The organism is Streptosporangium sp. NPDC001681, assembly GCF_040298085.1.
In the GTDB taxonomy this organism is placed as follows: Bacteria; Actinomycetota; Actinomycetes; order Streptosporangiales; family Streptosporangiaceae; genus Streptosporangium.
The window spans coordinates 1-13,384 of sequence record NZ_JBEOZN010000130.1; the positions used below are offsets into that span (position 1 = coordinate 1).

Here is a 13,384-nt window from a genome sequence, read left to right on the forward strand (position 1 = left end):
GATCGGTCAGGTGGTGTCTCGCAAGGCGGAGGAGGGAGCCGCAGCGTGCTGCGGTGACCGACGACAACGCGGCGAGGCGCCGCCTGGGCGACCGCAGTAGGCAAAAGATCCGCAGGACGGGGCCTAGTCGGGGGCCTCCACGGACTCCAGAACGCGGGCGAAGCGGGAGGCGGCGAGCTCCCAGCTCCACTCGCGCGCGACCCACTCGCGCCCGCGTTCACCCATGGCACGTGCCCCGGCCGGATCCTTGAGCAGGTCGACCAGGGTCGCCGTGACCTCGTCCGGACGGGTGCCGTCGACGACCAGGCCGGTCTGCCCGCGTAGCACGGCGTCGGGGGCGCCGCCCGAGGAGCCCGCCACCACGGGCAGCCCGCTGGCGGACGCCTCCAGATAGACGATGCCGAGCCCCTCCACGTCGATACCGCCCAGGCGGGTACGGCACGGCATGGCGAACACGTCGCCCGCTGCCAGGTAGCCGGGCAGCGCGGCCTCCGGCACGGGGCCGGTGATCTGGACCGAGCCGCCCATCGGCCTGGCCAGCCGCTCCAGGGTCCTGCGGTACGGGCCACCGCCGACGATCAGGAGCATCGCGTCGGGAACGTCCCGCAGCACGCCGGGCCAGGCTCGCAGCAGCGTGTCCTGGCCCTTGCGCGCCACCAGCCTGGACAGGCAGAGCACCACCGGCCGCTCTCCCAGTCCGAGCGCCGCGCGTGCCTGCTCTCTCCCGGCCTCGGGCGCGAACACCTCGGTGTCGACGCCGGGCGCGAGCCGCACCAGCTTGTCCTCGGGTATCACCCTGGCCAGCCGCTGCCGGGTGTACTCCCCCAGGTAGGTGACCACGTCGGCGTGCGCGCCGATCCTGGCGAGCACCCGGCGGCCGATCGGGAGCGCCGTCCAGCCCGCCTCGTGGCCGTGGGTGACCATGACGACGCGGCGGACCCCGGCCTCGCGCATCCTGGGCGCGAGCAGCCCGAGCGGTGCCGCCGCCCCGAAGACCACGGTCTCGCAGCCGAACTCGGCGATCAGTGCGGCCGCCCGGCGGGCGACGGCGGGGGTGGGCAGCATCAGCGAGGTGGGGTGCCGCACCACGGGGTAGGGTTGCCGCAGGTCGAAGTCCTCGCTGCCGGGCCACTGGGGGGCGTAGACGACGACCGAGCCGGGCGGGCGGCGGGCGATGAGACCGTACACGAACGACTGGATCCCCCCGGCGCGGGGCGGGAAGTCGTTCGTGACCACCAGCGTGCGCCTCATGGCTCGGAGAGACCGTTCAGCCGGGCCCAGGAGCGTGCCAGCGCGATGCGCTGCGGCGCGCTGGGATGCGAGGCGTAGAGCACGTACTCCACGAGGTCGGGCGACAGATCCGAGATGTTGGTGACCGCCAGCCGTTTCTGCATGGCGGCGAACGTCGCCGGATCCCTGGTCAGGTCCAGCGCGTGGACGTCCGCACGGGCCTCGATATGCCGGCTCACCAGATTCTGTGCCGGTCCTGACAGCACCGTGGCCAGGCTGAGCAACCCCATGACCAGGCCCACCGCCCTCGGATCGCCGATGGAGGAGATCCCCGCGCGGCGCCGCACGCCCCCCGCCGAGGTCACCACGTAGAGCAGGCACGCCCCGAACGCCGCGCCCAGAGCTCCGACGAGCGTACCGGAGAGCACGTCGCCCGCCTTGGCGTGACCGAGCTCGTGCGCGACCACCAGCTCGACCTCGTCGGCGGGCGCCCGGAGCAACGTGTCGTAGACGACGATCCTGCGGGTCGCGCCGAATCCGGAGACGTAGGCGTTGAGCGCGGTAGTCCGCCGGGAGGCGTCGGCGACGAGCACGTCCTCCACCGGCACGCCGTCCCTGGCGGCCATGGCGAGCAGGTCGTCGCGGAGTTGTCCGGCCTCCATCGGCCTGAAGTCGTTGAAGATCGGCTCGATGAGCACCGGATAGGCGAAGGAGGCCGCCACCGTCAGCGCGAACGCGCCGGCCGCCGCCGGGATCCACCAGCGCCGGTAGCGCCGCGCCAGCGCGACCACCGCCAGAACCATGATCGCGGTCAGCGCGGTGCCGACACCGATGCTCTTGATCCGGTCGACGGTCCAGGTCGGCCAGGTCTGGGTGGACAGCCCGAAGTCGCGCAGGTAGGTCTCCGACCACATCCCCAGCGGCCAGCGCAGCATCGCGACGGCCACCGACAGCGCCAGCACGCCGAGCAGCGCCCGCAACCACCACGGCCCCCGCAGCCGGCCGACGAGCCGCGCGCCCAGCGGGGTGCCCACCAGCACCCCCGCCACCACCAGCGTCAGGCCGAGGGAGAGGTAACCCGGTACGCTGACCAGCTTGTCGAACGCCTCGGACCTGGCGATCTGCTCGGCCGTGAAGTCGTGGGCCGGATCGGGGACGACCGCCGGGGCCCCCTCGGGCAGCGCCCGCCAGGGCGTGGTGAACGCCACGACCGCCAGCGTGACCACCCCCAGCGCGGCCAGCGCCCACCCCGCCGGCCGCACGCCCGAGGGCGCGTCCGTCGTACTCAGCGTCATCAAACACCTCCAGCGTGGAGCCCGAACCCGGGGCCCCGTCCTTTGGATCTTCTGCCTGCCGCGGTCGGCCGGACGGCGCCTCGCCGAGTCGTCACCGGTCACCGCGGCACGCCGCGGCTCCCTCCCGTGCCTTGCGAGGCACCCGCCGACCACTCCTCGCCACGGCGAGATCCGCCAGGTGAGCCCTGGACCGGGAAAGGACACAAGGATGTCAGGCGAGTTCCTTTCCGAGGTAGTCACGCCACGCCACGGTGAGTTGGGCAGGCGACAGGCCGAGCGTGCCGGCGACATCGCCGCCGTAGAGCCTCACCAGAGCCTTCTCGCCGAAGCGCTCCGCGATGAACCGGCAGGCGAGCCAGGCCTCCTCGTACGCCTGCGCGAGCCGCGGGGCGCCGGGGGCGAAGTCGGCGGGACCGGGGAGACGGGCGGGCAGGACTCCGGCGCGCACCTCGGCGGCCAGTTCGGCGGCGGCCGTCCGCACCGGGATCCCGGCATCGCGGTAGCCCACGTAGTCGGCGAAGCCCTCCGACAGCCACATCGGCACCCGGCCGCCACGGGTCGCGCCGGTGGCCACGTGCACGAGCTCGTGCGTGATCACCACGTCCCCGCCGGTCATGCTGAGCCTCGCGTAGCCCGAGGGCAGGACGATCACCCGGTCCGCGGTCGCCATCGCGGCCAGGCCCCGGGTGCTCTCCGCTCCGGCGAGTGCCGCGGCCTCGGCGTCGGTGGCGGGGAACAGGATCACCGCTCGGACCGGCCCCCAGATCGCCGCGACCGCGCGGCGGGCCCGGTCGGCCCTGGCGGCCAGGTCCCGCAGGACGGCGGGCGCGACGTCATGGCCGATCACGAGGGAGTGCTCGCCCCGGACGACGACGGCGGCACCGGGCCACAGGTCGCGAAGGTCGACGGGGAGTTCTCCGGCGCGGTGGAGAGGGCCGGCTCCGGCCAGGAGAGGTCCCGTCCCGGCCAACGGGCCCACGCTCATCAGCGCCAGCATCCCGGCGAGCACGGTGCGGCGCCCCTTCGGGACGGACATAACGATGTGATGCTAGCGGAACGCGGGCCGGCGCTCCGGCCTTCGGGCCGGGGGTGAAGGCCCGCGCGGGAGTGCCCGCCGGGGCGCGAGCGTGCCCTGACCTGCCGTGTTCTGCCGCCGGAGCGGAACGTGATCCGCTGGCGCGGATCCGCGCCGGCCCAGGCCGCCGGCCACGCGCTCGCGGCCTTCGCCGGAAACGGAGCGGCCCCGTCCCCGCACATGTGAGGAACGGGGCCGGCGCCCCTGCCCGGGCTCAGGCTCCGGGCCGGACCGCTCCGGCGAAGGAGGACCTGTAGTACCCCTCCAGCTTCACGATCCGGACCGTCTTGCCACTGCTCGGCGAGTGGACCATCCTGCCCTTGCCGACGTACATGCCGACGTGGCCCTTTCCACTGAAGAACATCAGGTCACCGGGGCGCAGGTGGCTCCACGAGACCTTCTTCCTGATCGCCCGGTACTGGCTGTGCGTGATCCGGGGGATGGACACGCCCGCCTTGCGCCAGGCGTATTTGACGAGCCCCGAGCAGTCGAACGCGCCGGGACCGGAGGCACCCCACCGGTACGGATCGCCGACCTGCTTCTTGGCCGTCGAGACGGCCTTGCGAGCCCGAACCTTCTGCAGGGCCGCCCTGCTCATCTTGGTCTTGACCTTGGTACCGGCCTTGGCCTTGTGCACGGTTCTCTTCGTGCTCTCGGCCTGCTCGGAGACTCCGGCCGCGGTGTTGACCAGGATCTCAGGGGTGCTGTCCGTCGTCGCCCTGGCCGCCGTCGGCCCCAGGGTGACCGCTCCGGCTGAGGCGGTCAAGGTGAGGGCGATGCCGCCGAGGGAAAGGCGGAAAAGGCGCGACAGACGGGTGTTACACGGGGTGGTAGACAGGATTTCTCCTTGGTGCTTCCACTGATGCCTACCGGGTTAGCTGACGGGTTCGGGCTTGGAAGATGCCCTACGGCGCAAATGCGCTGATTCACCCCTGGCCACGCTGTGTCGGGCCTTTTGGGTCCCCGGTTCCATGCCTCCTGGCTGCATAGATTCGGCGGGCCGCCGTGATGAGGTCCGTCCCCGGCAGGGGAACGGCGGCCGGTTGGATTTCTATAGGGACACCGGCCCGAAGACCGACATTCACCGCGACGGCATGGCTTGCACGTCGCGAGGCCAGAAGTTACCCCGATCTCCAACCTTCGGCAAAGCATTCGCCAAACAAGAAGATCAATAAGCCTTCGTGATCTTCCTGTTACCCCTGCTTAATGACCATTTATGCCATTGAGATATGACTCTCGTCACACCCTCGGAATGACGCCCGACAAATCGCGATTTCTGTAATGTTCATCACATTTGCCATAATTCACGGTTGAAGCCGCGAGGGTGCCCTCTCCCGCCGCGGAGCACGGGTCAACGCCGGACGCACGTGTAGGCGCCGTAGATCGATTCCCTGAAGTCCGCCTCGACGATCTCGAACCCGGCGGCGTCGAACATCGGCTCGAGAAGCCACCGGAAGGTGCTGTACTCGGTGCGCAGATGCTCGGCGTAGTCCTCGCGGGTGTAACCCAGCGCGGGATCGTCGGCCGCGCCGTCGAGCCAGCGGCCGAGCACGGCATCGGCCTCGGCCGGCTGGAAATCGAAGATCAGGTCGCGCAGGCGCAGGACGCCCCCCGGCCGTAGGATCCGCGCGATGCGGTCGAGTGCGACCGCCTTCCAGAAGTCGGGGAGCTGATGGAGGGCGTGACGGGTGTAGACCGCGTCCGCGGGTGGCCCGGCGTGCTCGTAGGAGAGAAAGCCCGCCCGCACGCATTCGAGGTTGGCCAGGCCGTCCTCGGCGGCCCGGACGGTCAGGAAGTCGTGCATCGCCGGGGAGACGTCGACCGCCACCACGCGCCGGAACCGCCGCGCCGCGGCCAGCGCGAACTGCCCCGTCCCCGCGCCGAGTTCCACGACCGTCGCCGTCTCCCCCAGGCCGCGCCCGGCGAGCGCGGCGAGGTCCTCCCCCGGATCGGGCCTGCCCTGCTTGCGGTCGAACCCGGCGACGAACGCGGCGTCGAGGTGCTCGGGACCGGCATGGGCGAGTTCGTCGAGCATCCATGAAGTGATCATGTTCCGATGCTGGCAGCGCCACCGCGCGCGACGCACCCGGTTTTCCGGCCGCCGGGACCCGCGCACCGCGCGTCAGGGGCGGACGGCTCCGACGAGGCGACGGCCGTAGGCCGAGAGCGGGACGACCTTGACGACGTCGCCGGTCTGCGGGGCGTGCACGATCTGCCCGTTGCCCGCGTACATGCTGACGTGGCCCAGGCCCTCACTGAAGATGAGGTCGCCCGGCTGGAGGTCGTTCAGCGAGACCTTGCGGCTGGTGCCCCAGCTCCACTGCTCCCAGGTGGTACGGGGGAGGCTGACCCCTCCGCTGCGCCAGGAGGCCTGGACCAGGCCCGAGCAGTCCCAGCCGCCAGGCCCCGTGCCGCCGTACTGGTAGGGCTTGCCGACCTGCGCGAAGGCGAACTGCAGGGCGGCGCGGGCGTTGCCCGAGGCGGGGCCGTTGTACTGGATCCCGGTGCTCTCGGGGTTGCCCGTCTTGAAAACGTTGAGTTCGCGCAGGATCTTCGTCTGAGCCCTGACCATCTTGTCGGCCTTGGCCTTCTCCTTGGCCAGCTCGTCGCGCGTCTCGTCGGCCTCGCTCAGCGCGCCCTTGGCCAGGTTCCTGTTGAGCCGCAGCGCCTTGGTGGCCTCGTCGAAGGCGCTCAGCGACTGGGCCCGGGAGGCCGACATCTGGTCGACCGAGGCCAGGCCGCTCAGCAGCGCGCCGGGGTCGGCCTGGTAGATCATGCCTTCCCAGCTGTTGACCGCGCCGAACTGGTAGGTGCTGACCGCCATCGCGACGAGCTCCTTGCGCAGCCCGGCGACCTGCTCACTCTGCCGGGCGAGCTCGCTGTTCAGCGTCACGTACTTCTTCTTGGCCCGCTTCCACTTCTCCGAGGCCTGGTTGTACTTCTCGACGATCTGGTCGGCCTGCTCGTTGAGCTTCTCCAGCTTCTTCTTGGCCTGGGCGAGTGTCGGCTTCGGCTCCGCGGAGGCCCCGCTCACCGGCACCATCAGCAGCGCGAGGGCGAGCCCGGCCGCCACCGGTATCCGAATGAGTCCAACCGGCATACCCGCCACGGCCACGTCAACGCCTCCAGACTGCACAGACCTGCGGCGAATAGTACAGAACAAGTAAGGTTTAGATCACCTTTTCCCGTGTTTAGCCCTATAGCTGCAGGTAGCAGTCCAGGTCTCCCTGGGTGGCCCCCGGATCGCCCGGTCAGCAGGCGGCGATGTCGCAGATCTTCGCGGTCATCTTCCTGGCGTCGCTCAGCTGCCTGGTCCAGTCGCTCTTCGCCGGCTTGGAGTACTCGCCGCCCCAGAGGTAGACCAGGACCGCGTTGCCCTTCCTGACCAGCACGCTGCGGTCACCGCCCACGCCGGCCTTCTTGCCGTAGTAGACCTGCCCGGAGACCTTCAGCGCCTCGTCTCCGAGCCCGGTCAGGCGCGAGGAGACGTAACGGTAGGTGGAGCCCGCGTTGGTGTTGGAACCACAGGTGGTCAGGGCGGAGCGCAGCTGGGCCACGGCTCCGGCGGCGGCGGCCTTCGAGCGGTACAGGATCACCTGCTCGACCTTCAGGAAGTCCGGGACACCGGTGAAGGTCACCGTCCGCGCGGCCGTCCTGCCGGTCGCGGCCGGCGCGGCCCTGTCACACGGGTCGACGGCCAGCCGGGCCTTCGCCGAGTTGCTGACCGTCCAGTTGGTCTCGGGGTTGTCGTCCTTCTTCGCGGCGTCCTTCTCGTACAGCAGGAAGCCCTTGGGAATGCCGGCCGCCGCAGCCGCGGCGGCCGGTGTGGCAACGGTCGCCCCGATGGCCAGAACGGCGACGGCGAGCGTTATGATCTTCTTCATCGAGTGCCCCTGGGGAGATCGAAATACCTTCCGGTGGTTCGATGCGCCATCACCGGGAAAGGTTCACGCCCGCCCCAGACGTCTGAGAAGAAGTAGCGAGGGAACCGGCCGGGCGCCCATCCTGCGGACCGACTCGGCCACCTCCCGATCCGAGGAGACCACCGCGACCGCGCGTCCCGTGGGCTCGGCGCGGACCAGCTGGCGGATCAGGTCGTCGGCGATCTGCCCGGGGGCGCTGAACATCACCCGTACCCCCCTGGGTGCCGACACCGGGACCGGCCCGTTCAACTCGGCGCCGTCGAAAACGCAGGTCAGCTCGGTGCGGGTCTGCGCGTAGAGCGCGCCGAGGCCGGTGAGGAGGCGATTGCGCTGGTCGGCGAGGGTGAACGTACCGTAACCGGTCTTGGTCACGTTGTAGCCGTCGACGATCAGGTGGATCTGCGGCAGCGCGAGCAGCTGGTCGAGCAGGGCGGGGTCGTCGTCGGCGAGCGCCCGCGCGGGAACCGCCTGAACCCCCTGCCTGCCCGGCGCCACCGAGGCCACCGAGTCGGCGGGACGGTGGATGCCGGAGGGCAGGGCGAGCTCCCTGCGGAGCCCCGCGGCGGCGTCCTGCAGGGCGTCGAGCAGCATGCGGACCTTGGTGTCCTCCACGCTGCGGCCCTCACGGGCCGCCCTGCGCGTCGACTCCAGCTGACGCTCGGCGTCGGCCAGCCGCTCGCGCAGACGGCGCAGCTCGCTCTCCACGCTGCTCCCCGCCGAGACCGCGGCGGCCTTCGCCTCCTCCGCCGCCTCCCAGGCGTCGGCGGCACGAGCCTCGGCCGCCCTGGCCCGCTCCCGGGCCTCGTGCAGCCTGCGGCGCAGGTCGGAGACCTCCGAGCGCGAGGCCTTGAGCTGCTCGCGCAGCCGTTCGGACTCCTCCTTGGCCGCGCTCTTCTGGCCGGCCAACTGCTCACGCAGCCGGGAGAGCGTCTGCTCCTGCGCGGAGCCCTCGGCCACGGCGGCCGACCGCTCCAGGTCCTCGCGGGCTGTCTCCACCATGGCCGCCCAGCCGGGCGGCCGGGTCAGGTAGGCGGCGGCGGCCACCATGACGGGCTCGGCGGCCGGCGGGACCGCTCCCTCGGCGAGACTCGCGACCAGCTCCGGCCAGCCCGCGGTCAGCGTCTCCGCGACCAGCTCGCGGAACTTCTTGTCGGTCTCCAGTTGCGCGGCGATGGGCGCGCCACCCAGCCTGGCGCGTTTGCGGGGGTCGAATTTGGCGATCCCCTTCAGCGGCGGCGGCACCGAGGCGGCGGGCATGGAGCCGAGGATCTGGGACGCCAGTTCCACGACGTGTAAGCGAACCTGCTCGGGTAACGGACGAGACAGGCCCTCTCCGGCTGAACTCATCACGGCCCCTACTCGGATCGGTCTTCACGTCAAGGGTACGGCTAGCGCACCCTGACCCCGACCTGACCGTAAGGCGGACGGCGGCCGACCCGGCCGTGAACTCTTTATGGACAAGCGCTTGCTCTTAGGTTACGACTGTGCGGATCGCCTTGTGACGCACGCCACCCGGGAGAGCGCGATGGATCAGCAGCGCCGGCAAGCCGAGGATATGCGGACATCCACCCGCGACCTCGATGAGTTACACGAACGGATGCGCTCGTGGCTCTCCGGCAGGGTGGGATCCCCCGTCACGCTCTCCCGGCTGTCGGCGCCCTCGGGCAACGGCATGTCCAGCGAGACCCTGCTCTTCGACGCCTCCTGGACGGCGGCGGAGGGCAGGCGGGAGGTCGGCTGCGTCGCCCGGATGGCCCCGGCGAGCGAGGCCGTACCGGTCTTCCCGAGCTACGACCTCGGCAGGCAGTTCGAGGTCATGCGGATGGTCAGGGAGCGCGCCGGCGTCCTCGTGCCCCGGACCCTGTGGTACGAGCCCGACCCCGCACCGATGGGCACCCCGTTCTTCGTGATGGAGCGGCTCACCGGCGACGTGCCGCCGGACGTCCTGCCCTACACCTTCGAGGGCTGGCTGCTGGACGCCTCCCCCGCCGACCGGACGCGGCTGCAGCGGCAGAGCGTCGAGATCCTGGCCAGACTGCACGACGCCCCGTTCACCGCGGCGGAGCTGCGCCCGCTGGAGATCGCGGGGACGGGCGAGTCCGCGCTGCGCAGGCACGTCGACGACCAGCGGTCCTACTACGAGTGGGCACACGGCTCGATGCGCATCCCGCTGCTGGAGCGGGCGTTCGACTGGCTGCGGGAGCACTGGCCGAACGATCCGGGACCCGACGTGCTGAGCTGGGGCGACGCCCGCATCGGGAACGTGATGTACCGCGACTTCACCCCGGTGGCGGTACTGGACTGGGAGATGGCCACGATCGCCCCCCGCGAGCTGGACATCGCCTGGATGATCTTCCTGCACCGGTTCTTCCAGGAGATCGCCGAGGTCATGGAACTGCCCGGCCTACCCGACTTCATGCGACGCGAGGACGTATGCGAGACGTATCACGAAATAACGGGATACAAGCCACGCGACATGGAGTTCTACGAGATGTACGCCGCGCTCAGGCACGGCGTCATCATGGCCCGCGTCTGGCACCGCCGCATCCACTTCGGCGAGCAGCCCATGCCGGACGACCCCGACGACCTGGTGCTGCACCGGGCCACCCTCGAACGGATGCTGGACGGGAGCTAGCGGACCACGGGTGTTCCGGGCGTCCGGCGCCGAAAGAACCCGGTGCGGTGAATGTCGGTCGGGGCTTCTATGGTCGTGAATCGTGAACTACGCCGTGCAGGGAACACTCGACGAGCTGGGCACCCCGCTCAGCCAGATCACCTTCGTCGTGTTCGACCTGGAGACCACCGGCGTCTCGGCGGGCGAGCACGCGATCACCGAGATCGGCGCGGTCAAGGTCAGGGGCGGTGAGGTGCTCGGTGAGTTCGGCACCCTGGTCGACCCCGGTTCACCGATCCCGCCGTTCATCTCGGTGCTGACCGGCATCACCGACGGTATGGTCGTGGCGGCGCCGCGGATCGAGTCGGTGCTGCCGTCCTTCTTGGAGTTCGCCGCGGGCTCCACCCTGGTGGCGCACAACGCCGGGTTCGACCTGGGGTTCATCAGGGCGGCCTGCGCGGCGCACGGGTATCCGCCGCCCGCCCACCAGGTGGTCGACACCGTCGAGTTGGCCCGCAAGCTGCTGACCCGCGACGAGGCGCCCAACTGCAAGCTGTCCACGCTGGCCGCGATCTTCAGCCACACCGAGCCCTGCCACCGGGCGCTCGCCGACGCGCGGGCCACGGTCGACGTGCTGCACGCCCTGCTGGAGCGGGCGGGCTCCTTCGGGGTGCAGACGCTGGAGGAGCTCAAGGGCTTCGTCCGCGCGCCCACCCCCGAGCAGCGCCGCAAGCGGCACCTGGCCGACTCGGTGCCGACGGGACCTGGCGTCTACGTCTTCGAGGACTCCGGCGGCGACCCGCTCTACGTCGGTAAGAGCACCAACCTGCGCAACCGCGTGCGCGGTTACTTCACCGCGAGCGAGACCCGGCCCCGCGTCCGCGAGATGATCGGCATCGCCGCGCGGGTCAGATCCATCGCCTGCGCGACCCCGCTGGAGGCGGAGGTCAGGGAACTCAGGCTGATCGGCTCGGCCAAGCCCCGCTACAACCGCAGGTCGCGCCACCCGGAGAAGATGTTCTGGCTCAAGCTGACCGACGAGCTCTTCCCCCGTCTGTCGGTGGTCCGCGAGGTCAAGGACGACGAGGCGTCCTACCTGGGCCCGTTCACCAGCACCCGCGCCGCCGAGGACGCCCGCACCGCGTTGCACGAGACCATCCCGCTGCGGCAGTGCACCGAGCGGATCACGCCGCGTACCAGGCGCTCCGCCTGCGCGCTCGCCGAGATCGGCAGGTGCGGCGCACCGTGCGAGGGGCGTGAGAGCCCCGACGAGTACGCGGTGCACGTCGTGGCGGCGCGCCGGGCGCTGGAACTGGACGCGGCCGGGGTCTTCTCCGCCATGGAGGCCAGGATGGAGCGCCTGGCCCTCGACCAGCGCTACGAGGAGGCCGCGGCCGACCGCGACCGGCTCGCCTCCTACGTCCGCACCTCGGCCCGCATGCAGCGGCTGCGGTCGCTGACCGCCATCTCCCAGATGGTCGCGGCCGCCCCCGTGGCGGGCGGCCGTTGGGAGATCCATGTCATCCGGTACGGACGGCTCGCCTCGGCGGGGGTGATGCCGAGGGGCGCCCACCCCACCCCGTTCGTCGAGGCGCTGACGGCCACCGCCGAGACGGTGCCGCCCGGCCCCGGGCCGGTCCACGCCGCCAGCGCCGAGGAGACCGAGTGTGTCCTGCGCTGGCTGGAGTCCCCGGGGGTGCGGCTGGTGCAGGTGGAGGGCACCTGGAGCCTGCCCGTCTCGGGTGCCGGCCGGCTCAAGGCCCGCATCGACCGCGCCTACCAGGCGGCCGAGCCACGCCGGGCGCGCGAGGGCCGTCCGCTGCGCTGATAGCGTCAAAGACGGCAGGCAATACTCAACGAGGAGGAAGCTCGTGGTCACCGCGATCGTTCACATCAACGCCGAGGTGGACCGGATCCCCGAGGTCGCCCAGACGATCGCCGAGATCGACGGGGTGAGCGAGGTCTACTCCATAACCGGGGAGTACGACCTGATGGCCATGGTCCGCGTCACCGCCTACGAGGAGATCGCCGAGGTCATCCCCGGCCGGATCAACAAGGTGGCGGGGGTGCTGCACACCGAGACCAACATCGCCTTCCGCGCCTACTCCCGGCACGATCTGGACGCCGCCTTCTCGATCGGCCTCGGCGAGTCCGACTGACCCGCGCCGGCGGGGCGGAGGCGAGGGCGGGTCGGTTCGAGGTCGGTGACGTCCCCCATACCTTTGCGGGCGGCGTCCGGGACCGCCTCGCCCGAGATGGGCAGCCGCGCCCGCACCTCGAACCCCCCTCCGGGCAGGATCCCGGCCGCCAGCGTCCCGCCGAACAGGGCGGCCCGCTCCCGCATGCCGAACAGGCCGTGCCCCGCGGTCGCCGCGGGGTCGGCCTGGCCGTCGTCCCGTACCAGCACGTCGAGGAAGCCCGGCCGCCAGCGCAGCGTGACGCGGGCCGAGCGGGCGCCGGCGTGTCGCAGGGTGTTGGCGAGCGCCTCCTGGACGATGCGGTAGGCCACCAGTTCGAGGGTGAGCGCGACCTCGGCGGGCCTGCCGTCCTCGACCATGTCCACGCCCAGGCCCGCCGCACGGACCTCGGTGAACAGGTCCCGCAGGTCGGACAGCCTGGGCTGGGGCGTCCTGCCCGCCGAGGAGCCGTCGAGATCGAGTAGCGACAGGGTGCGCTGGAGCTCGACGAGCGCCTGACGCCCCGACTCCTCGGCCACCCGCAAGGTCCGCCTGGCCCGCTCGGGATCCTTGTCCATGATCATCCGTCCGGCGCCCACGCCGAGCGTCATCATGCTGATCCCGTGCGCGACCACGTCGTTCAGCTCACGGGCGATGCGCACCCGCCTCTCGGCGAACTGGGCGCGGGCCAGTTCCTCCTGCTGACCGGCGAACCTGTCCTCCGCGGACTTGAGCCTCAGCAGCAGGAGCCTGCGATCCCACACCAGGCTCACGACGGCCGCACACAGTCCGAGCACCAGGCACGCCAGCAGGATGGGGACCATCTGCTCGGTCAGGGGGTCAGCACGCCACATGGTCGCAACCTAGAACGGCACACCGAGGTGACACATCCGCTCTCGGGTGGATCTTCCATCCCCCCGGGGTCGGAGACATCCGTCCCCGGGACGGCCCCGGGGCGGCCCGACGGTGCCGGGACCATTCCCTGGACAGGGCCTTCCGGCCCCCGGCGAGATCCGGCGACACCGCCAGGAGACCACACGACGACGGCCCTGACCCTGGAGCCCCTGGCG

The 13,384-nt window shown here is 71.1% G+C and carries 12 protein-coding genes and 1 riboswitch; of the genes, 3 read left to right on the plus strand and 9 right to left on the minus strand.

What is annotated here, in order from left to right; all coding sequences use genetic code 11:
- Positions 1 to 123 precede the first annotated feature (123 nt).
- The 8 genes from ABT130_RS38505 to ABT130_RS38540 all read right to left on the minus strand — a co-directional run bounded on the left by ABT130_RS38505 (position 124) and on the right by ABT130_RS38540 (position 8,810).
- The gene (locus tag ABT130_RS38505; protein WP_350964137.1) at positions 124 to 1,251 is read right to left on the minus strand and encodes a glycosyltransferase family 4 protein; all 1,128 of its coding nucleotides are present in this window, start codon (positions 1,249 to 1,251) and stop codon (positions 124 to 126) included.
- The gene (locus ABT130_RS38510; protein WP_350964139.1) at positions 1,248 to 2,525 is read right to left on the minus strand and encodes a M48 family metallopeptidase; all 1,278 of its coding nucleotides are present in this window, start codon (positions 2,523 to 2,525) and stop codon (positions 1,248 to 1,250) included. The genes ABT130_RS38505 and ABT130_RS38510 overlap by 4 nt, the downstream gene beginning before the upstream one ends.
- Positions 2,526 to 2,736: 211 nt before the next feature.
- Entirely contained in the window at positions 2,737 to 3,561 is an 825-nt protein-coding gene (locus tag ABT130_RS38515; RefSeq protein ID WP_350964142.1) for a hypothetical protein, read from the minus strand.
- A 253-nt stretch (positions 3,562 to 3,814) separates the two neighbouring features.
- Positions 3,815 to 4,366: a C40 family peptidase gene (locus ABT130_RS38520; protein ID WP_350930321.1), complete on the minus strand. Its 552-nt coding sequence runs from the start codon at positions 4,364 to 4,366 to the stop codon at positions 3,815 to 3,817.
- Positions 4,367 to 4,448: 82 nt separating this feature from the next.
- Positions 4,449 to 4,608, minus strand: a riboswitch (cyclic di-AMP (ydaO/yuaA leader).
- A gap of 343 nt (positions 4,609 to 4,951) precedes the next feature.
- The gene (locus ABT130_RS38525; RefSeq protein WP_350964144.1) at positions 4,952 to 5,650 is read right to left on the minus strand and encodes a class I SAM-dependent methyltransferase; all 699 of its coding nucleotides are present in this window, start codon (positions 5,648 to 5,650) and stop codon (positions 4,952 to 4,954) included.
- Positions 5,651 to 5,722: 72 nt separating this feature from the next.
- Positions 5,723 to 6,700: a C40 family peptidase gene (locus ABT130_RS38530; RefSeq protein WP_350964146.1), complete on the minus strand. Its 978-nt coding sequence runs from the start codon at positions 6,698 to 6,700 to the stop codon at positions 5,723 to 5,725.
- Positions 6,701 to 6,851: 151 nt separating this feature from the next.
- The gene (locus ABT130_RS38535) at positions 6,852 to 7,484 is read right to left on the minus strand and encodes a hypothetical protein (protein WP_350964149.1); all 633 of its coding nucleotides are present in this window, start codon (positions 7,482 to 7,484) and stop codon (positions 6,852 to 6,854) included.
- 63 nt (positions 7,485 to 7,547) lie between these two features.
- Positions 7,548 to 8,810: an NYN domain-containing protein gene (locus ABT130_RS38540; RefSeq protein ID WP_350964151.1), complete on the minus strand. Its 1,263-nt coding sequence runs from the start codon at positions 8,808 to 8,810 to the stop codon at positions 7,548 to 7,550.
- 238 nt (positions 8,811 to 9,048) lie between these two features.
- Here ABT130_RS38540 and ABT130_RS38545 point away from each other — a divergent pair, with 238 nt between their 5' ends.
- The 3 genes from ABT130_RS38545 to ABT130_RS38555 all read left to right on the plus strand — a co-directional run bounded on the left by ABT130_RS38545 (position 9,049) and on the right by ABT130_RS38555 (position 12,296).
- Positions 9,049 to 10,158, plus strand: a complete 1,110-nt coding sequence (locus tag ABT130_RS38545; protein WP_350964153.1) for a phosphotransferase family protein — start codon at positions 9,049 to 9,051, stop codon at positions 10,156 to 10,158.
- Between the two features lie 82 nt (positions 10,159 to 10,240).
- Complete coding sequence (locus ABT130_RS38550) at positions 10,241 to 11,965, plus strand: DEDD exonuclease domain-containing protein (protein ID WP_350964156.1); 1,725 nt, start codon at positions 10,241 to 10,243, stop codon at positions 11,963 to 11,965.
- 43 nt (positions 11,966 to 12,008) lie between these two features.
- On the plus strand, positions 12,009 to 12,296 hold the full coding sequence (locus tag ABT130_RS38555) for an Lrp/AsnC family transcriptional regulator (RefSeq protein WP_030910213.1): 288 nt from the start codon (positions 12,009 to 12,011) through the stop codon (positions 12,294 to 12,296).
- Here ABT130_RS38555 and ABT130_RS38560 read toward each other — a convergent pair.
- Positions 12,239 to 13,168, minus strand: coding sequence for a sensor histidine kinase (locus ABT130_RS38560; RefSeq protein WP_350964158.1), 930 nt, complete (start codon positions 13,166 to 13,168; stop codon positions 12,239 to 12,241). The genes ABT130_RS38555 and ABT130_RS38560 overlap by 58 nt on opposite strands.
- Between the last annotated feature and the right edge of the window lie 216 nt (positions 13,169 to 13,384).

What these genes read in the sequence shown, in the direction of transcription:
- ABT130_RS38545 (WP_350964153.1), top strand. Translation starts at nt 9,049, where the DNA reads ATGGATCAGCAGCGCCGGCAAGCCGAGGATATGCGGACATCCACCCGC.
- ABT130_RS38510 (WP_350964139.1), bottom strand. Translation starts at nt 2,525, where the DNA reads ATGACGCTGAGTACGACGGACGCGCCCTCGGGCGTGCGGCCGGCGGGG.
- ABT130_RS38505 (WP_350964137.1), bottom strand. Translation starts at nt 1,251, where the DNA reads ATGAGGCGCACGCTGGTGGTCACGAACGACTTCCCGCCCCGCGCCGGG.
- ABT130_RS38560 (WP_350964158.1), bottom strand. Translation starts at nt 13,168, where the DNA reads ATGTGGCGTGCTGACCCCCTGACCGAGCAGATGGTCCCCATCCTGCTG.
- ABT130_RS38530 (WP_350964146.1), bottom strand. Translation starts at nt 6,700, where the DNA reads ATGCCGGTTGGACTCATTCGGATACCGGTGGCGGCCGGGCTCGCCCTC.
- ABT130_RS38535 (WP_350964149.1), bottom strand. Translation starts at nt 7,484, where the DNA reads ATGAAGAAGATCATAACGCTCGCCGTCGCCGTTCTGGCCATCGGGGCG.
- ABT130_RS38525 (WP_350964144.1), bottom strand. Translation starts at nt 5,650, where the DNA reads ATGATCACTTCATGGATGCTCGACGAACTCGCCCATGCCGGTCCCGAG.
- ABT130_RS38515 (WP_350964142.1), bottom strand. Translation starts at nt 3,561, where the DNA reads ATGTCCGTCCCGAAGGGGCGCCGCACCGTGCTCGCCGGGATGCTGGCG.